At 63.6% G+C, this 18,743-nt stretch carries 19 protein-coding genes; 10 read left to right on the forward strand and 9 right to left on the reverse strand.

Going from position 1 to position 18,743, the window contains the following annotated elements; translation table 11 throughout:
- Positions 1-647 precede the first annotated feature (647 nt).
- A complete protein-coding gene (locus tag JQ597_RS34400; protein WP_212269852.1) occupies positions 648-1,988 on the forward strand; it encodes a Rieske 2Fe-2S domain-containing protein in 1,341 nt (446 codons plus the stop codon).
- A 185-nt stretch (positions 1,989-2,173) separates the two neighbouring features.
- Here JQ597_RS34400 and JQ597_RS34405 read toward each other — a convergent pair whose 3' ends face one another.
- The 3 genes from JQ597_RS34405 to JQ597_RS34415 all read right to left on the reverse strand — a co-directional run bounded on the left by JQ597_RS34405 (position 2,174) and on the right by JQ597_RS34415 (position 4,633).
- Entirely contained in the window at positions 2,174-3,781 is a 1,608-nt protein-coding gene (locus JQ597_RS34405) for a Na+/H+ antiporter (protein WP_212269853.1), read from the reverse strand.
- Positions 3,782-3,850: 69 nt separating this feature from the next.
- On the reverse strand, positions 3,851-4,225 hold the full coding sequence (locus tag JQ597_RS34410) for a nuclear transport factor 2 family protein (RefSeq protein ID WP_212269854.1): 375 nt from the start codon (positions 4,223-4,225) through the stop codon (positions 3,851-3,853).
- A 33-nt stretch (positions 4,226-4,258) separates the two neighbouring features.
- On the reverse strand, positions 4,259-4,633 hold the full coding sequence (locus tag JQ597_RS34415) for a nuclear transport factor 2 family protein (RefSeq protein ID WP_211998201.1): 375 nt from the start codon (positions 4,631-4,633) through the stop codon (positions 4,259-4,261).
- Positions 4,634-4,734: 101 nt separating this feature from the next.
- On the opposite strand from JQ597_RS34415, the gene JQ597_RS34420 reads away from it, so the two are divergent.
- Positions 4,735-5,175 carry a GFA family protein gene (locus JQ597_RS34420; RefSeq protein ID WP_212269855.1) on the forward strand — a complete coding sequence of 147 codons (441 nt, stop codon included), beginning with the start codon at positions 4,735-4,737 and terminating at the stop codon, positions 5,173-5,175.
- 206 nt (positions 5,176-5,381) lie between these two features.
- Complete coding sequence (locus tag JQ597_RS34425; RefSeq protein WP_212269856.1) at positions 5,382-7,175, forward strand: caspase family protein; 1,794 nt, start codon at positions 5,382-5,384, stop codon at positions 7,173-7,175.
- A gap of 4 nt (positions 7,176-7,179) precedes the next feature.
- Here the strand turns inward: JQ597_RS34425 and JQ597_RS34430 are convergent, their stop codons facing one another.
- Both JQ597_RS34430 and JQ597_RS34435 read right to left on the reverse strand, forming a co-directional pair.
- Positions 7,180-7,869 carry a DUF1345 domain-containing protein gene (locus JQ597_RS34430; protein ID WP_212269857.1) on the reverse strand — a complete coding sequence of 230 codons (690 nt, stop codon included), beginning with the start codon at positions 7,867-7,869 and terminating at the stop codon, positions 7,180-7,182.
- A 1-nt stretch (position 7,870) separates the two neighbouring features.
- The gene (locus JQ597_RS34435; RefSeq protein ID WP_212269858.1) at positions 7,871-8,791 is read right to left on the reverse strand and encodes a polyprenyl synthetase family protein; all 921 of its coding nucleotides are present in this window, start codon (positions 8,789-8,791) and stop codon (positions 7,871-7,873) included.
- Between the two features lie 187 nt (positions 8,792-8,978).
- Between JQ597_RS34435 and mtgA the strand changes: the two genes are divergently transcribed.
- From mtgA to JQ597_RS34450, 3 genes are all read left to right on the forward strand, one after another.
- Entirely contained in the window at positions 8,979-9,656 is a 678-nt protein-coding gene (gene mtgA, locus JQ597_RS34440) for a monofunctional biosynthetic peptidoglycan transglycosylase (protein WP_212269859.1), read from the forward strand.
- Between the two features lie 156 nt (positions 9,657-9,812).
- Positions 9,813-9,998 (forward strand): 50S ribosomal protein L32, encoded by a 186-nt coding sequence (gene rpmF / locus JQ597_RS34445; RefSeq protein ID WP_027540899.1) that lies wholly within the window; start codon positions 9,813-9,815, stop codon positions 9,996-9,998.
- Positions 9,999-10,141: 143 nt separating this feature from the next.
- On the forward strand, positions 10,142-10,789 hold the full coding sequence (locus tag JQ597_RS34450) for a hypothetical protein (protein WP_212269887.1): 648 nt from the start codon (positions 10,142-10,144) through the stop codon (positions 10,787-10,789).
- Positions 10,790-10,814: 25 nt separating this feature from the next.
- Here the strand turns inward: JQ597_RS34450 and JQ597_RS34455 are convergent, their stop codons facing one another.
- Positions 10,815-11,102 (reverse strand): hypothetical protein, encoded by a 288-nt coding sequence (locus JQ597_RS34455; RefSeq protein ID WP_249133637.1) that lies wholly within the window; start codon positions 11,100-11,102, stop codon positions 10,815-10,817.
- Positions 11,103-11,343: 241 nt separating this feature from the next.
- On the opposite strand from JQ597_RS34455, the gene JQ597_RS34460 reads away from it, so the two are divergent.
- Positions 11,344-13,035 (forward strand): bifunctional diguanylate cyclase/phosphodiesterase, encoded by a 1,692-nt coding sequence (locus tag JQ597_RS34460; protein WP_212269860.1) that lies wholly within the window; start codon positions 11,344-11,346, stop codon positions 13,033-13,035.
- 174 nt (positions 13,036-13,209) lie between these two features.
- On the opposite strand, the gene phaR is transcribed toward JQ597_RS34460, so the two are convergent.
- Positions 13,210-13,809: a polyhydroxyalkanoate synthesis repressor PhaR gene (gene phaR, locus JQ597_RS34465; protein ID WP_212269861.1), complete on the reverse strand. Its 600-nt coding sequence runs from the start codon at positions 13,807-13,809 to the stop codon at positions 13,210-13,212.
- Between the two features lie 313 nt (positions 13,810-14,122).
- Here phaR and JQ597_RS34470 point away from each other — a divergent pair, with 313 nt between their 5' ends.
- The 3 genes from JQ597_RS34470 (at position 14,123) to yddG (ending at position 17,333) form a co-directional block, all read left to right on the forward strand.
- Positions 14,123-15,301 (forward strand): acetyl-CoA C-acetyltransferase, encoded by a 1,179-nt coding sequence (locus tag JQ597_RS34470; RefSeq protein ID WP_212269862.1) that lies wholly within the window; start codon positions 14,123-14,125, stop codon positions 15,299-15,301.
- 266 nt (positions 15,302-15,567) lie between these two features.
- The gene (gene phbB / locus JQ597_RS34475; RefSeq protein ID WP_192736448.1) at positions 15,568-16,293 is read left to right on the forward strand and encodes an acetoacetyl-CoA reductase; all 726 of its coding nucleotides are present in this window, start codon (positions 15,568-15,570) and stop codon (positions 16,291-16,293) included.
- Positions 16,294-16,457: 164 nt separating this feature from the next.
- Positions 16,458-17,333, forward strand: coding sequence for an aromatic amino acid exporter YddG (gene yddG, locus JQ597_RS34480; RefSeq protein ID WP_212269863.1), 876 nt, complete (start codon positions 16,458-16,460; stop codon positions 17,331-17,333).
- A gap of 76 nt (positions 17,334-17,409) precedes the next feature.
- On the opposite strand, the gene JQ597_RS34485 is transcribed toward yddG, so the two are convergent.
- Positions 17,410-17,859 carry a cupin domain-containing protein gene (locus JQ597_RS34485; protein WP_212269864.1) on the reverse strand — a complete coding sequence of 150 codons (450 nt, stop codon included), beginning with the start codon at positions 17,857-17,859 and terminating at the stop codon, positions 17,410-17,412.
- Positions 17,859-18,626, reverse strand: coding sequence for a hydroxyacylglutathione hydrolase (gene gloB, locus JQ597_RS34490; protein ID WP_212269865.1), 768 nt, complete (start codon positions 18,624-18,626; stop codon positions 17,859-17,861). The genes JQ597_RS34485 and gloB overlap by 1 nt, the downstream gene beginning before the upstream one ends.
- Positions 18,627-18,743: the final 117 nt, after the last annotated feature.

The following is an 18,743-nucleotide window of genomic DNA, read 5'->3' on the forward strand; positions in this document are numbered from 1 at the left end:
CCATCCCGTCCCACTCAGAGGGCGTCGGCCGTCGTCACGGACGTTGGACGGGTTGCGGTGGACGCTGGTTTACGCCTCGACGACGGCGTGGATAAGCGTACGGCAAAACCGTGTGGTCCTGGCACCCGTTGCAGGTGTCAAGCTGTCGGAGAAGCGCAAGCGGGAACGGCGGCGACGGAGTCAACCAGGAACTCGTCTCCGGGGAGATCACGGCATAAGCCGTAAAGCCATTGCGCAGGGAAGGCCGGGTGTTCTCCGCTGCCCTGTATGCTCGTGTGCACTTTGTTTTGTGCAAACCGCACGCGAGACCGCGGGTGCAGCGCGCACCCGGTCTTCTCTGCGCCCTCTGTTTGGAGGGCAAGGAAGTTTCTGGCAAAGCTCGGGCGCAATGCGTCGCGAGGACGCGCAGCCACGTTTGGACCTCGGTGCAACAACAAGCACCGCCGTCGTCCCGGCCTTGAGCCGGGACCCATAACCACAGGAGGAAGTTTGGCGAACGGTCTCTGTTACCGAGCCTCATCGAGAAATGGGTCCCGGCTCAAGGCCGGGACGACACCGTGATCCCAGTTCAATACCCACGTTGACGCCTCGTTTGACCTGCGCCAATCTCTTTCAAAACCAATAAACAAAACTCCGGAGGTCACGCCATGCTCCGCGCCGAAGACAACGCCTTCCTGACCGAAAGCGGTGCGGGAACGGGGATGGGCGAATTGCTGCGCCGGTTCTGGATGCCGGTGCTGCTGTCGGCGGAATTGCCTGAGGCCGACGGCACGCCGAAGAAGATCATGGTCATGGGCGAGGAGCTCCTGGCGTTCCGCGACAGCAGAGGCGTGGTTGGCGTGATCGATCAATATTGCCCGCACCGCGGCGCCAATCTCTGGCTCGGCCGCAACGAGGAGTGTGGCATCCGCTGCGTCTATCACGGCTGGAAGTTCGACACGTCAGGCAATTGCGTCGACATGCCGACCTCCTATCCCGATCTCAACGCCAAGGACCTGATCAAGATCAAATCCTATCCGGTGCGTGAATGGGGCGACATGATCTGGGCCTATATGGGCCCGGCCGATCAGGTGCCGGAATTGCCGGCGCTGGAAATGGCGCTGCTGCCGGCCTCGCACCGCTACGTCACCAAGAAATGGCAGGACTGCAACTGGGTGCAGGCGCTCGAAGGCTCGATCGACACCGCGCATTTCACCTTCGCGCATCTGAGCTTCGAGAAGGAAGAGAACGAGATCCTCGACATCAAGAAGCATTTTGTGAATCCGCTCACACGGGTTGCGACCGACCATATGCGCTGGATCGCCGAGGACCCGCGCCCGGTGATCAAGATCAGCCCGCACGCGGCCGGCCTCACCGTCGCCGGCGGGCGGCTCACCGGGTCCGACAACATCTACTGGCGCATCGCTCAGTTCCTGATGCCGGTGCATGCCTATGCGCCGAGCTCGATGCCGGGCGAGAACATCTTCGGCCAGAGTTTTGTTCCCGTGACCGATACCAGTTGCTGGATCTACACCTATGCGTGGAATCCGGAGCGGCCGCTGACGCAGGCCGAGCGCGACGGCTACGATCGCGGCAACGGCGTGATGTCGGAGGTCGACGAGAATTACGTTCCGCTGCGCAACAAGGCCAACGACTATCTGATCGATCGCAAGCTGCAGAAGACGAAAAGCTACACCGGCATCAAGGGCGTCTCCGAACAGGATGCCGCGGTGCAGGACAGCCAGGGCCCGATTGCCGACCGGACGCGAGAACATCTCGGCCCGACTGATTTGGGCATCATGCATTTCCGCAAACTGGTGATGGAGGCCGCCCGCGCGCTGCAGCAGGGCGAGGCACCGCCGCATGTCGCGCGTCAGGACCGCTACACCGTACGCTCCGGCGCCTGCGTCACCAGCAAGACGAAAGACCTCACCGCCGTGATGATCGAGCGCTTCGGCGATGCGGCGGGGTTCGTCGGCGGTCCCGGGCGGAATGTTGCGGCGGAGTAGGGGCGGGCTGCTTCTCTCGTGTCGTCCCGGCGAACGCCGGGACCCATACGCCGCGGCGGGCGTTGTTGAAAAAGAAAGACAACGATCAGCGTGTTAAAACAATGATCGCTGGTGGTTATGGGTCCCCCGATGCGCAATTGCGCATCTGAGCTCAAGGCCGGGACGACGTGTGGATGGATACGGGCCTACAACGGAATCCTCCGATACTCCCGATTGCTCAAACTCGCTTCCTCCAGATCGAGGTCGCGCTCGATCCGGCGCCGGGTCTCGTCGGTGATCTTGCCGTCGCGCAGCAAGGCGTGAATGAATTTACGCTCCGTCGCGATCAGCTCGCGGGTCAGTTCGGTGCCGGCCGCCGAGGCGTCCTGCACGTCGGGATCGAACGCATCTGGCAGCTGGTTGGTGCGGGATTCGTGCCGTGCGCGGAGCAGCTTGACGACTTCGTCGGTCAATTCGCGGTCGTTGGTAATGGCATCGAGCGATTTGAGCGCGGCATCGAGCGCCTCGCGCCGCGCAGCGATTTCGGCTTCGTGCTCGGCGATGTGTTCGTCGTGGCCGGCCTGCGTCAGGCCGAGCCACCGCACCACCAGTGGCAGGCCTGACCCCAATCCGACCAGGGTGATGAAAATGACGCCGAAGGAAACGAACAGGATCAGGTCGCGATGCGGGAACGCGTCGCCATTCGGCAGTGCAAGCGGCAGCGCCAGCGCCGCGGCAAGCGACACCGCGCCGCGCACGCCGGTGAAGGCGATCACGAATGTGTTTCGCCATGGAGGACTGGGATCGCGCGCCCGCAGGCGCGGGTTCAGCAGGCGCGGCAGATAGATGGCAGGAAAGACCCAGGCGAACCGCGCGACGATCACGATGACCGTGACCAGCGCGGTGGCGAACAGGATCTCGTCCAGCGGGAACGCCTTCGATTTCTCGAACAGCGAGCGCATCTGGAAGCCGGTCAGCAAGAACAGAAAACCCTCGACCAGATAGATCACGAGGTCCCAGAAGAAGATGCCCTGCAGGCGCGTCGCCGATGAGATCAAAAGCGGCCCGTTCCAGCTCATATAGAGCCCACAGGCGACGGTGGCGATCACGCCGGAACCACCGAAATGGTGGGGAATCCAGAAGGCGAGGTAGGGCGTGAGCAGCGACAGCGTGATCTCGACCTGCGGATCGCGGGCGCGGTGGCGCATGCGCAGGCTGAGCCAGCCTACCGCGAGACCGAACAGCAACTCGCCGACGACGATGACGGCGAACGTGCCGGTGGCCTTCGGCAGCGAGAACATGCCGGTCAGGATCGCCGCGACCGTGAAACGATACAGAATCAGCGCGGTTGCATCGTTGACCAGGCCCTCGCCCTCGAGCACGACCAGGATCCGGCGCGGCATGCCGAGCTTGCGGGCAATCGCCAGCGGCGCCACCACGTCGGGCGGTGCGACGATGGCCCCTAACAGGAAGCCGACGGTCCATGGCAGCCCGATCAGGTAATGCGTGGCGGCGGCGACCGCGAAGGCGGTGAAAATCACGCAGCCGACGGCCAGCAGCGTGATCGGGCGGAGGTTGAACTTGAATTCGCGCCAGCTCATGGCGACGCTGGCCGAATAGATCAGCGGCGGCAGCACCACCAGCAGCACCAGTTCCGGCGGCAGTTCGATCGACGGCATGCCCGGCACGAAGGCGAGCACGATGCCGACGAGCATCATCAGGATCGCCGACGCGACATTGATTCGCCGCGCCAGCAGGGCGGTGCCTGCCAGCACGGCGAGCAGGATCAAAAAGATCTGAAATTTGGCGTCCATGATCTCCCCAATTCGCAGGGAAACCCCTCGGACGTCAATCCGGTCGGATGGACCCGCGGACGGGCGAGGCTACCCGCGCAGATCGTAGCGGTAGGACTTTGAGACGATCTTCCAGCCATCCGAGAGCTTCATCGCCACCAGATAGTCGGTGAAATAGAGCGGCGGCAATTGGCAGCGCACCTTGATGAAGGCGGTGGATTGGTCCGAACGGTCGATCGTGACGACGAAATCCTCACGCGGCTTGCCTTCGGCCTTCGCCGACGGCCGCTTGCGGAAGTAATCCAGCCAGTCGGGCATGGCGAGGACCTTCAGCCTGCCCTTCTCCAGCGAGCGCAGGTCGGCGGAGGGGTGGAAGATCGCGCCGAGCTTGTCGACGTCGCCTTCGTAGACGGCGTCGAAGTAATGCTGGACCACGGCTTCGACGGTCGAACGGTCGTAGCTCACGGATCGGTCCTCCTATGCAGGCTTAAGCAGCGGTTACTCGCGCAGATCGTAGCGGTAGGATTTTGAGACGATCTTCCAGCCGTCGGAGAGCTTCATCGCCACCAGATAGTCGGTGAAATAACGCGGCGGCAATTGGCAGCGCACCTTGATGAAGGCGGTCGACTCGTCCGAGCGGTCGATGGTGACGATGAAATCCTCGCGCGGCTTGCCTTCGGCCTTGGCTGACGGGCGCTTGCGCACGCGATCCAGCCAGTCCGGTACGGTCAGCACCTGCAATTCGCCCTTCTCCACCCAGCGCAAGTCGGCGGTGGGGTCGAAGATGGCGCCGAGCTTGTCGGCATTGCCTTCGTACAGGCCGTCGAAATAATTCTGGACGACGGCTTCGACGCTCGATCGGTCTTCGCTCACGGTAGTCCTCCCCAAAGGTGCAGGATTGTTCGATCTGAAGTAAGCCACGAACGGATGAATTTCGCTACGGGTGAGTGCAAGACCGCGGGAGGGAATTGATCATGACGGGTTCAGTTAGTTCGAATGCTCGCATTCTGACCGGAGAATGCTTCTGCGGCGCGGTGCGTTACGCCGTGGCCGATTCATTCGAATATGCCCTCAATTGCCATTGTTCGAATTGCCGGCGGACCACCGGTTCGGCGTTCAAGCCGTTTGCCGGCATCGCGCGCGACAGGCTCAGTATCACCGTGGGTGACGACAATGTGATGATCCATGGCGACGATGCCGGTCATAACGCGCACTGTCGGCGATGTGGCTCCTTGCTCTATTCGGTGGTGCGCGATGGCGCCTTCGTCCATGTCACGATGGGTACACTGGTCGATGCTCCCTCGATCCGCCCGTCCGCCCACATCTTCGTGGGTTCCAAGGCGCCCTGGTTCTCCATCACCGACGATTTGCCGCAGTACCGGGGTCACGTTGTCCGGGCTGAACGCCCGGAATAGGCGTAGCAATTGGCGGGGCGCGGCCGGACGAGCCCGGCGTTAAACATGACCGGCCAACGGGCGAACCCGTGGCCTGTTTGCCGGATTGGCGGTAAAATGGCCGCGCGATCCGGGTCGATGCGGTTCGTGACCCAACTCACAAAGCCCGGCCCTATGCCCATGATAGGTATACCCGGTGCGAAAAAGTGCGAGGCTCCGGAAGCGTCATGTTCAGATCTGGATCTCTAAACTTGCATCGATGGGTGCTTGCCGCCGCGGCGCTGCTGGCCGTGTGCCAGCCGGCGCTTGCCGAGAAGCGCGTCGCCCTGGTGCTGGGCAATTCCGCCTACAGGAATGTCCCGCAGCTTGCCAATCCGGTTAACGACAGCGCCAAGATCGCCGCGACGCTGAAGGAGGCCGGCTTCGATGTCGTCGATTCCCGCCGCGATCTGCCCGCGGCCGAAACCCGGCGCGCGCTGCGCGACTTCGCCGACCGTGCCCGGGACGCCGACATCGCCGTCGTCTATTACGCCGGCCACGGCATCGAGGTGGACGGCTCGAACTATCTGATTCCGGTGGATGCAAAACTGGAACGCGACACGGACGTTTACGATGAGGCCCTGTCGCTGGATCGCGTGCTGATCGCGATCGAGCCGGCCAAGAAATTGCGGCTCGTCATTCTCGACGCCTGCCGGGACAATCCGTTTGCCAAGACCATGAAGCGGACCGTGGCCTCGCGCGCGATCGGGCAGGGCCTCGCCAAGGTCGAGCCGAGCAGCCCGAACGTGCTGATCGCCTATTCGGCCAAGGCCGGATTCACCGCCGCCGACGGCGACGGCCAGAACAGCCCGTTCACAGCAGCGCTGTCGCGCCATATCGCGACGCCGGGGCTCGACGTGCGCCGCGCTTTCGGATTTGTCCGCGACGAAGTGCTCAAGACCACCGGCAACCGGCAGGAGCCGTTCGTCTATGGTTCGCTCGGCGGCGAAGACGTGCCGCTGGTGCCGGCCCCTGCCAAACCGGCGCCCGCCGCCGCGGCGCCCGCGCCGGCGCTCAGCGCGCAGGCCGAAGCCCGCCGCGATTACGAACTGGCGCTTCAGCTCGGCAACAAGAACGCGCTCGATGCCTTCCTCAAGCAATATCCCGACGGCTTCTATGCCAGCCTCGCCAAGCTGCAGCTCGACAAGATCGCCGCCGAGGAAATCCGCATAGCCGCCACCGAGAAGGCGCGGCTGGCCGAGCAGGAGCGGGCACGGCTGGTCGCCGAAGGGGCTCAGAGATCGGAGCAGTCGAAGGCCGAGGCTGATGTCAGGGCCACCGAGCAGGCGCGTATCGCCGCCGAAAAAGCCAAACAGATTGCGCAGGACCAGGCTGCCGCGGCCGAACAGAAGCGCCTCGCGGCTGACGCGCCGGCGTCCGCCAAGGAAGCTGTCAAGGAAAAGGCCGTCAATCTCGCGGCCCTGCCCCCCGCCTCGGCCCCGGCCGACATCACCAAGTCGGTGCAGGCCGAACTGCGCCGCGTCGGCTGCCTGACCGGCGCTGCCGATGGCGACTGGAACGCGGCTTCGCAGCGCTCGCTGACGCTGTTCAACCGCCACGCCGGGACCAGGCTTGATGCCAAAGTGGCCAGCGTTGACGCGCTGGATGCGATCAAGCTGAAACCGTCACGCGTCTGTCCGCTGGTCTGCGAACATGGCTTCAGGGCCGATGGCGACCGCTGCAGCAAGATCACTTGCGCCCAGGGGTCGGTGCTCAACGACGACAATGAATGCGAAAAGCGCCGCGCCAACAAGCCGGTGGCCAAGCGCGATACCGATGATCGCCCCGAGCGTCCGGTGCGGGAACGGCCGCGGCCCGAGGTCAGTGCGCCCAGGCCTCAGGCATCCGGCCGGGCATCCGGCCAGGTCGTATGCGATCAGGCCGGTTGTCGCTCCGTGACCGCCGGCTGTCGCCTAGAATACAAGACGTTTGCCCAGGGCGGCCCGTATCCAAGCGGCGGCAATGTCGAGGTATGTCGCTGAGGCTCTAGATCGCACTCGCGGCGATATTGACCATCAGTGCGACCAGCGCGGTATTGAACACGAACGAGATGATGCCGTGGACGGTCGCGGTGCGGCGGATGATCTTGTCGGTAATCCCGACATCGGAAACCTGCGCGGTCATCCCGATCACGAACGAGAAGTAGACGAAATCCCAGTAATCGGCGTCCTCATGCTGGTCGCCGCTCGGGAACTGCAGGCCGCCCGGTTTGCCGCCGCGGTAATACTCATGCGCGTAATGCAGCGAGAACGCCGTGTGTACCGCCGCCCATGACAGGACGATGGTCACCGTCGCCAGCACCAGCCCCGGCGCGCTGCGGTTGGAGGCGCCGAGTTCGAACACGATGGCGGCGATGCTGGCAAACGCGCCGAGCGCCGTCAGCAGCAGAATCAGGAAACGGCCGTCGTCCTGCAGCGCCGCGTTGCGGCGGATGTGCAAAATGCCGCTGCGAAACACCATGGTGAAAACCAGCACCAGATACAGCGCGACGAAGATGTCCCAGCTGACCAGCAGCCGCGTTACCAGCCGCAGCGAGCCCGGCAGCAAAAAGAACGCAACGATACCGACTGCGATCGCGATGAAGGTGCGTGGCCGCCCATAGACCACACGGAGCAGAACCGGCTTTTTCCTGAACCGGTCGAGGAGCTCGTCGAGTTCCTTCTTCTGCGATGGCACGTCAGCTCTTGCGATCGGCGACGAAGCGCGACGCGGCCTTCAGTACGTCACCCTTGGCTCCGAAGATCGACAGCGCGGAATCCGCGCGCGCCAGCAAGTCGCGCACGCGCTGCTTGGCGCCGTCGATACCGAGCTGGGTGACGAAGGTGGTCTTGCCGAGCGCCGCATCGGCGCCGGCCGGCTTGCCGAGGGCTGCGGCGTCGCCTTCGACGTCGAGCAGATCGTCGGCGATCTGGAACGCCTCGCCGAGCGCGCGGCCGTAATCGTCGAGCGCCTGATATTCCTGTTGCGTGGACTGGCCGAGGATCGCGCCCGCGATGCAGCCATAGCGCAGCAGCGCGCCGGTCTTCATCTGCTGCAGCCGCGCCACGTCGACCGGTTCGCGGTCGCCGAACCGGCCTTCGCCGGCGAGGTCGAGTATTTGTCCACCGACCATGCCGCCGATCCCCGAGGCGCGGGCGAGCGCACGGGTCAGCAGCAGGCGCACGGTGGGATCCGAATGAATCTCGTCGCGGGTCACGATGTCGAACGCCAGCGTCAGCAGGCCGTCACCGGCGAGGATCGCGGTGGCGTCGTCGGTCTTCTTGTGCAGCGTGGGACGGCCGCGGCGCAGGTCGCTGTTGTCCATCGCCGGCAGATCGTCATGGATCAGCGAATAGCAGTGGATGCATTCGAGCGCGGCGCCCGCGAGCAGCGCCGCGTCGCGCGGAACGCCGAACACGGCCGAGCTCTCGACCACCAGAAACGGCCGCAGGCGCTTGCCGCCGCCGAGGCTTGAATAGCGCATCGCGTCCATCAGCCGCTTCGGCCGCGCGATCTCGTCTGATAACAGCGTATCCGACAGCAGCTTCGCCAGCAGGGCCTCGGTATCTTCGGCGGTCTGATCCAATCGTGTGGAGAAATCGGCAGTGGCGGTCGTCATTTAAGAATGGCTCCAGATCAATTTTGCCGGACAATCGTTGATGGCAGGGCGTCAGTCAATTCCGCTTCCCGGCTTGAGGCGCCTTAAAAGCGCTGGAAAACCCGCGAAATATCATGGTGATGTCACCTATTAAGGGGTCTGTTGACCGATCCTTACGCCGGCTGGGCTGAACCGGAAGCATCCGAATTTGCGCTTTGTCCGAATCTTATTGCTGATTTTGCTGGTGCTGCTGCTGTTGCCGTATCTGGTGACGCCGTTCTATCGCACCGGCCATCCGGTCTCGACGCTGATGGCCTGGCGCTGGCTCAAGGGCGCGCCGGTGTCGCGGCAATGGATCGATTTCAAGGCGATTTCGCCGGCGCTGCCGCGTTCGGTGGTGGGCTCCGAGGACGCCAAATTCTGCGGCCATCGCGGGGTCGATTGGAGCGCGCTGCAGGATGCGATCGAGGATCACGAAGAAGGCGAGGTGTCGGGTGGCGGCTCCACCATCACCCAGCAGGTGGCCAAGAACCTGTTCCTGTGGCCGGGCCGCAGCGTGGTCCGCAAGGCGCTGGAGCTGCCGCTGGCGATGTGGATCGACCTGGTGCTGTCCAAGCAGCGGATTCTCGAAATCTACCTCAATATCGCCGAACTGGGCCCCTCCGGGCAGTTCGGCGCCGAGGCAGGGTCCCAATACGCGTTCGGTCGTTCGGCTGCGACCCTGTCGCCGCGCGAGGCGGCCCTGCTGGCGGCGATCCTGCCCAATCCGGTCAGGCGCAGCGCCCGTAATCCCGGCCCCGGGGTGCGGCGTCTGGCCGGCACCTACATGGCGCGGGCGAATGCATCCGCGCTGCAGCGGTGCTGGAGCGAAAATCGTGCATTTTGAGCCAATTTTCGGCCGATTTAACCTTGGCAAAGCCTAGCTTTACGTCATCCCTTCCTCTATAAGCGCGGCCTTATCGGCATCGCAGCCCGTGCTTTGAAGCGCTGGGCGGTCCGCTACCAGGACGATGCCCTCCGACAACACCCCTAGAGGACCGTTATGGCCGTTCCCAGAAGAAAAACATCGCCCTCGCGGCGTGGCATGCGCCGCTCGGCGGACGCCCTGAAGAAGCCGACCTATGCCGAAGACAAGGATTCGGGCGAATTGCGCCGTCCGCACCACCTCGACCTGAAGACCGGCATGTACAAGGGCCGGCAGGTTCTGAAGGCCAAGAAGGAATCCTGATCGGGCCCAGGCTTGGCGCGGCGATTCAGCCGTGCCTGCCTGAATTCGGCCAACGGATGGGGTAAGACGGTTCCCGGTGGCGAAGCGCGATGCTTCGCCTTAGGAGCGTTCAAGTTTCCTTTAGTAAGGCCTCGCCGATGTCCATGGTCGGATTTCCGCTACTCCTGATTCCGCTCGCGATCTACAACATCATCGCCTTCCTGATGCCGGAAGTCGCTTTCAGCACGCCGCTGCTGAAGCTGATGCTGATGTCGGGTGTGGAATGGCAGGTGACGCTGAGCGACGTTCTGGTCGCGGTCGGCATCTTCCTGTTGATGTTCGAAGTCATCAAAGGCGCGCGTCCCGGCGCGAAATATCTCACCGACCATCTGCTGTCGCTGATCGTGTTCGGCGCGGCCGCTGCCGAATTCGTGCTGTGGCCGAAGTTCGGCACCTCGACCTATTTCCTGCTGACGTCGCTTGCGCTGGTCGATTTCCTGTCCGGCCTTGCCTTGCGCACGCGGCGGCGCGCGGTCGTTGCGCCTGCGGTGTCCGCCAAGGGCGCCAGAAGACCTGAGCCGAAAGCTGAGCCGCAGGCCGAGCCACCGGTGGCCGAGCCGAAACCCGAGCCTGTGCCGGCACAGGCGACAGCGCCGCCCGCGGCATCGGTTGCTGAATCAGTGTTGCTGGATCACCCCGAACCGGCGTCCGCGCCGGCTGTCGCGCCCCATGCGGCCTCGCCGGAAGTCCCCTCGCCGGGGATACAGCCAGGCAGCGGTACGACACCGTCGCCGGACAAGCCGCCGCGCTGACCGGTCGTCGGCTCAGATTTCCTGCTCAGATGACCTGCCGGGTTCGCCGTGCCACGCTGCGGCGTTCCTGCGGGTGTGCGCCATAGGCGGCCTGCGCATCCTCGATCGAGGCACGTCGCATGCAGCGCGTTTGTGGGGCCTGGTCGGCGGTCGCGATCAGTTGAGTCAGAAAGGTCGGGTCGGGTCGCGCCATGGTCGCTTTCCGCGACCAGTGCACCGTTTGGGTCACCGGCACGAGCGCGACACAGGCCGGCGCGTCGGCGTCGGAGACGTCTACGTCCAAAATATCTTCTGATCGTTCGGTATCGAGCATCGCACTGAACCGGCTAAAACTGTCACGTTTTGGGACGTGACACCCTACTGCGATTCGCTCTTCGCAAGGCCTATGCCGATGCGTCCCGGTTGGTTCCCTCAAGGTTTGCGACAGCCGTAAAACGTGGTTTCCAGATTATTTATGAACTTTGCCTAGCCTCTGATTCGATAGAACCACTATCCTCAGGCTAGCCAGAATCACCGTGCCTGTCTTTGGGCTGTCCCGAATCGAGGCGACTTTGATGTCCGCTGTCCCGCAAGCCTCCAGCATCCTCGCTTCGCTCGGGCAGGCCACGTTCGTCTGGGATCTCGCCGCCGACAGCATCGCCTGGAGCGACAACGCCGCCTCCGTCTTTACCGACATCGCCCCGGAAGCGCTGGCCAGCGGCGCCGCGTTCGCCAAGCTGATCGAGCCGAAAGGGTCGATCCGGTCAGACGCGCTGGGTCACACCGCCCCGGCACGCGGCGGCGAAGGTGTCGCCTACCGGGTCGAATATGGCGTGCGGGCCTCGACCTCCGCGCCCGTGATCTGGATCGAGGAAACCGGTTGCTGGTTTGCCGGCGCCGACGGCAAGCCGGCGCGCGCGCAAGGCGTCGTCCGCGTCGACAATGAGCGCCGCGCCCGCGATGAGCAGCTCGTGCGGCTCTCGCGGCACGACCCGCTGACCGGCGAACTCAATCGCACCCACCTGATCGCAGCGCTCGCCGAGGCGATCGAGGAAGCCGCGCGCTTCCGTTCGTCATGCGCCTTCATGCTGATCGGCATCGACCATCTGGCGCGCGTCAACGACGCTTTCGGCTTCGATGTCGCCGATGGCGTGATCGCGGAAGTCGGAAAACGCATTCGTGCGCGGCTGCGCGGCGGCGACGTGCTCGGGCGATTCTCCGGCAACAAATTCGGGCTGATCCTGCGCAACTGCACCGTCGACGACACCAATGTCGCGGCCGAGCGGTTTCTCGCCGGTATTCGTGACGAGGTGGTGCCGACCGTGTCCGGGCCGGTGTCGGTAACGGCGTCGATCGGCGCGATCAGCATCCCGCGTTATGCCCGCAGCGCCGATGAGGCCGTCACCCGCGCCCAGGAAACGCTGGATGGCGCCAAGAGCCGCCGGGCCGGATCATTTGCGCTGTGGAAGCCGAATGTCGAACGCGACGCCCAGCGCCGCGTCAACATCCGCGTCACCGATGAAATCGTCACTGCGCTGAATGAGCGCCGGATCGTGACCGCGTTCGAGCCGGTGGTCGAAGCGCGCTCGCGCCAGCCGGCGTTCTACGAATGCCTGGTGCGGATGGAGCAGGACAACGGCCAGGCGTTGCTGGCACCGGATATCGTTCCCGTCGCGGAACGACTTGGCCTGATCCGGCTGGTCGATCACCGCGTGCTGGAACTCGCGGTCGCCGAACTCGCGGCGTCACCGAACGTGCAGCTCAGCCTCAACATCTCACCCGACACCACGATGGATCCGGACTGGTCGGCTTCGATCGAATCCCTGATGCGTGCGCATCCGGGCGTGGCCGAACGGCTGATCGTGGAAATCACCGAGACCGTGGCGATCCAGGATATCGACGACATCAGAGGCTTCGTCACCAGGCTGAAGAATTTCGGCAGCCGGATCGCGATCGACGATTTCGGCGCCGGCTACACCTCGTTCCGCAATTTGCGCAAGCTCGGTGTCGACATCGTCAAGATCGACGGCGCCTTCGTGCAGAACATCGCGCGCTCGGCCGATGACCGCGCCTTCGTGCAGACGCTGATTGATCTGGCGCGGCGGCTGCAGATCAAGACGGTGGCGGAATGGGTGCAGGACGAAGAGTCCGCGGTCATGCTGCGCGAATGGGGCTGCGACTACATCCAGGGCCGCCTGATCGGCCTCGCATCACCGGAGCGGCCGTGGGCCGTGCCGGCCGAGACGGTGTTGCCGGCGGCGAGTTGATCAGCGTAGCGTTGAAATGTTTCCGTCGTCCCGGCGAAGGCCGGGACCTATACGCCGCGGCTCATCGATGGGGCGCGGTGGTAGACGCCCTCACGCGACAACAAAGATTTGTGGTTATGGGTCCCGGCTCAAGGCCGGGACGACGTATGGAGAGAGTGGAGCGCGGAAAAAAAACTACTCTTCCTTCTTCGGCTCTTTCGACATGCGCTCGAGGCGGTCCTGCATGTCTTTCATCTGACGGCGAAGATCATCGATATTGTCTTCGGCAGCCGCCGGCTCCGGCAGCTTCTCGGGTTCGACTGACGTCACGCCGCCGCGCGGCGGCACGAACGGCTTGAACATCGAGAACGTCTGCTGAAACAGTTCCATGTTGCGGCGGACGTGTTCTTCGAGCGGCGCAAATGGCGTTCCCGAGAACGTGTTGGTGAGCTGCTTGCGGAACTTTTCCTGCTCGCGCGTCAGCGTGTCGATCGATTGTTCCAAATATTTCGGAACCACCATCTGCATGCTGTCGCCGTAGAAGCGGATCAGCTGGCGCAGGAACGTGGTCGGCAGCAGATTTTGCCCCGCCTTGTTTTCCTGCTCGAAGATGATCTGCGCCAGCACCGAGCGGGTGATGTCGTCACCGGTCTTGGCGTCATAGACGAGAAAATCCTCGCCATCCTTCACCATCGCTGCGAGATCCTCGAGCGTCACATAGGTGCTGGTGCCGGTATTATAGAGCCGCCGGTTAGCGTATTTCTTGATCGTGGTGGGTTGGTCTGACTTGGCCATGGCCATGGGGCTCACACATCGATACCGAGAGCGGGGAACCCGACGGCATCGCCGGCGGGCAGACGAGCAACGCAACGCAGCAAAGTAAGCATTTTCAATGCGGCTCGGCTACCGTTTTGTGCGGCACGGTTAATTCCAAGGCATGGGTACTGCTATGGAAACTGCCAAGGACGCTATTTTGAATGCGCCGCGGCGTGATTTTCCCCTCTGGCCGATTGACACAGGATGCCTAGGTTAACAGGATAGTCCCAAGAGACAGGCCCGCCATCCGGCCGCCCGCCGTCGAGAAACCTCAAGCCCACAGGAGATGTCCATGTCAGACGATGTCGTCATCGTCAGCGCCGCCCGCACCCCGGTCGGCAGCTTCAACGGCGCGTTCGCCACCACCCCGGCCCATGATCTTGGCGCCATCGCCATCAAGGCCGCGCTGGAGCGGGCTGGCATCGAGCCGGGCCGCGTGTCCGAAGTCATCCTGGGCCAGATCCTGACCGCGGCGCAGGGCCAGAATCCCGCCCGCCAGGCCTCGATCGCGGCCGGCATCCCGGTGGAAAGCCCGGCCTGGGGCGTCAACCAACTCTGCGGCTCGGGCCTGCGCACCGTTGCGCTCGGCTATCAGGCGCTGCTCAACGGCGATTCGGAAATCGTCGTCGCCGGCGGCCAGGAATCCATGAGCATGGCCCCGCACGCGCAATATCTGCGTGGCGGCGTCAAGATGGGCGGCCTCGAACTGGTCGACACCATGATCAAGGACGGCCTGTGGGATGCCTTCAACGGCTATCACATGGGCAACACCGCCGAGAACGTCGCGCGGCAGTACCAGATCACCCGCGCGCAGCAGGACGAGTTCGCGGTTCACTCGCAGAACAAGGCCGAGGCCGCTCAGAAGGCCGGCAAGTTCAATGACGAGATCGTCCCCGTCACCATCAAATCCCGCAAGGGCGACATCATCGTCAGCGCCGATGAATATCCGCGCCATGGCGCCACCGTCGATGCGATGGCCAAGCTGAAGCCCGCCTTCGAGAAGGACGGCACGGTCACCGCCGGCAGCGCGTCCGGCATCAATGACGGCGCCGGCGTGGTGGTGCTGATGACCGCCAAGCAGGCCGCCAAGGAAGGCAAGAAGATCCTCGGCCGCATCGCGTCCTGGGGCCAGGCCGGCGTCGATCCCAAGATCATGGGCACCGGGCCGATCCCTGCTTCCCGCGCCGCGCTGAAGAAGGCCGGCTGGAACATCGCCGATCTGGACCTGATCGAGGCCAATGAAGCGTTCGCGGCGCAGGCCTGCGCCGTCAACAAGGACCTCGGCTGGGATACCTCCAAGGTCAACGTCAATGGCGGTGCGATCGCGATCGGCCATCCCGTCGGCGCTTCCGGCGCCCGCGTGCTGGTGACGCTGCTGCACGAAATGCAGAAGCGCGATGCCAAGAAAGGCCTCGCCACGCTGTGCATCGGCGGCGGCATGGGCATTGCCATGTGCATCGCACGCGACTGAACCATAGCGTTTTCAAGCGAAGCGGGTATCGGTTCGCGTCAAGAAAACGCGTACAGATAAAAGGCAGATAGGATGCGTTGTTGATGAAAAGTTCATCTGTCAACCACGGCTCAAATCGATAAAACTGAAATGCCCGGTCTTGCGCCGGGCATTTTCATCTCTGGTGCGTTATCGAGTGAGAAAACGCGCCGCACTTTGAAGAGCAGGCTTCGTCAAAAGACCGGGACAATTCCGGCTCGTAAAAAAACCACCAAGGAGGACTACGCATGGCACGTGTTGCATTGGTTACGGGGGGCACGAGAGGCATTGGTGCTGCGATCAGCAAATCGCTGAAGGCGGCGGGCTACAAGGTTGCGGCGAGCTATGCCGGGAATGACGCCGCGGCGGAGAAATTCAAATCGGAGACCGGCATTCCCGTTTACAAATGGGACGTCAGCTCGTTCGACGCGTGTGCGGCCGGCGTCAAGCAGGTCGAGGCCGATCTCGGCCCGGTCGACGTGCTGATCAACAATGCCGGCATCACCAAGGACGGCGCCTTCCACAAGATGACGCTCGAGCAGTGGAACGCGGTCATCAACACCAATCTCGGCTCGCTGTTCAACATGACCCGCCAGGTGATCGAAGGCATGCGCGCCCGCAAGTTCGGCCGCGTCATCAACATCTCCTCGATCAACGGCCAGAAGGGACAGTTCGGCCAGGTCAATTACTCGGCGGCCAAGGCCGGCGACATCGGCTTCACCAAGGCCTTGGCGCTGGAGAATGCCAAGGGCGGCATCACCGTGAACGCGATCTGCCCCGGCTACATCAACACCGAAATGGTGCAGGCGGTGCCGAAGGACGTGCTGGAGAAGAGCATCCTGCCGCTGATCCCGGTCAATCGCCTCGGCGAGCCCGAAGAAATCGCCCGCGCGGTGGTCTTCCTCGCCGCCGACGAGGCCGGCGCCATCACCGGCTCGACGCTGACGATCAACGGCGGGCAGTACATGGTGTGATTGCTGCGGTCCCGTCGGATCCTCGCAGCTACAATCTATCAAGAAGGCGTCATGCCCGGCCTTGTGCCGGGCATCCACGTCTTTACTACTCCATAACAAGAAGACGTGGATGGCCGGGACAAGCCCGGCCATGACGGAAAAATCTCGCACCGTTGCCGGCCAAGATGACTCCCCGTACCGCCACACTTATCGGACTGACCGCGATCCTGATGTGGTCGCTGCTGTCGGTCCTCACGGTTGCGACCGGGAAAATTCCGGCGTTTCAGCTCGCGGCGATGACGTTCGCGATCGGGGCGGCGGTCGCTTTCATCAGCTTCATCTGGCGGCCCGCGGCCTTCGCCGCGTTACGGCAATCGCCGACCGCGTGGGTGGTCGGCGTCGGCGGGCTGTTCGGCTATCACGCGCTGTATTTCCTGGCGCTGCGCTTTGCGCCGCCGGCCGAAGCCGGGCTCTTGAACTATCTCTGGCCGCTTTTGATCGTGCTGTTCTCCTCGCTGCTGCCGGGCGAGCGGCTGGCGGCGCATCACATCATCGGCGCGCTGCTCGGTCTCGCCGGCACGGTGTTGCTGTTGTCAGGCAATAGCGGCGGCGGCTTTGCGCCGGCGCAGATTCCGGGACTGGCGGCGGCCTTCGTCGCCGCCTTTGTGTGGGCGGCCTATTCGGTGATGTCGCGCAAGCTCAAGGCGGTGCCGACCGACGCGGTGGCCGGCTTTTGCCTCGCCACCGCACTGCTCGCGGCTCTCGTCCACGGCATGGTCGAGACCACGGTCTGGCCTGAAACGTCAGGGCAATGGCTTGCCATTATCGCACTCGGCGTCGGTCCGGTCGGCGCTGCGTTCTTTACCTGGGACATCGGCATGAAGCGTGGCGACATCCGCGTGCTCGGCGCGGCATCCTATGCGACGCCGTTACTGTCGACCGCGTTCCTGATTCTCGCAGGCTTTGCCACGGCGAGCGCCACGATTGCGATTGCCGCGATCCTGATCGCCGGCGGCGGCCTGATCGCGGCAAAGGATATGGTGTGGAGAAAAAGACCGTAGGATGGGTGGAGCGCAGCGATACCCATCATCTCACCGCACGGACGCAATTGATGGGTATCGCTTCGCTCCACCCATCCTACGAAGAAGGCTCCCAATCCTTCGGCGCCATCTCGAACGTTGCAAAATCGAATCCCGGCGCAACCGTGCAGCCGACCAATGTCCAGTCGCCGGTGCTCTCGGCGGCTTGCCAGGTGTCGGGCGGCACGATCGCCTGCGGCTGTTCGCCGGCGGCGAGGTTCGGGCCGAGCCTGAAACTCCATTGCCCGTCATCGTCGGCGATTTTCAACGTCAGCGCGCTGCCGGCGTAGTAATGCCAGACCTCGACGGCATCGATGCGATGCCAGTGCGAGCGCTCGCCGCGCGCCAGCAGGAAATAGATCGCGGTGGACCGCGAACGGCCGCTCGCATCGGTGCGGGAATCGCGAAACGTCTCGCGATAATGCCCGCCTTCCGGATGCGGCTTCAGCTCGAGCCGCGCGATGATCTCGGCGGCACTTGTCTCGGCAGTACTTGCCGGGAGCGTCATCAGGACTTGTTCTTGCGTTCACGCAATTCGCCGAACACGTCGGCGGCGTTGGCGCCCTTCATGTGCAGCTTGGCGGCGACCGACGGCTCGTCGGCGCGCAGGAACACGTTGGCCTTCTTTTCCTCGCCGAGCAGGGTTGGAATCGTCGGCTTGTTCTCCGCGCGCAGTCTGGTCACTTCCGCGGCGCGCGCGACCAGCGCGGCATTGTCGGGCTCGACCGTGAGCGCGAATTTGACGTTGGATGCGGTATATTCGTGGCCGCAATAGAGTTTGAAATCATCCGGCAGCGCGCGCAGCTTCAGCAGCGAATCCCACATCATGGGATAGTCGCCTTCGAACACCCGGCCGCATCCGATCGAGAACAGCGTGTCGGCGGCGAACAGCGCTTTCTCGCTGTCGAACACATAGGAGATGTGGTCGAGCGTGTGGCCGGGCGTTTCCAGCACACGCACCAGGAGGCTGCCGACCTTGATGACGTCGCCATGGGCGGCGCGCAGATCGACATTGGCGATCGCGGCGGATTTGTCGTGCGGGGCGACGACGCGGCAATTGTACTTCTGCTTCAGCTCGGCGACGCCGCCGACATGGTCGTGGTGGTGATGGGTGATCAGAATATCCGTCAGCGTCCAGCCTTCGCGCTCCAGCGCCTTGAGGATGGGGCCGGCTTCCGGCGCGTCGATCGAGGCGGTCGCTTTGGTCGCGGGATCGTGGATCAGATAGCCGAAATTGTCGTTGAGGCAGGTAAAGGTGCGAATTTCCGAAGCCATGGTATCTCCACGAACAGTATGAGTGATTTCTTGCTTGAGCATGATCTCTTCGGAAAACCGGGGCCCACCCCGCCATTGAAGTGAGGGGCGCGCCTTTCCCGATCAAGCTCTAACACG

This window comes from Bradyrhizobium sp. AUGA SZCCT0177 (assembly GCF_018130125.1).
Classification (GTDB): Bacteria; Pseudomonadota; Alphaproteobacteria; order Rhizobiales; family Xanthobacteraceae; genus Bradyrhizobium.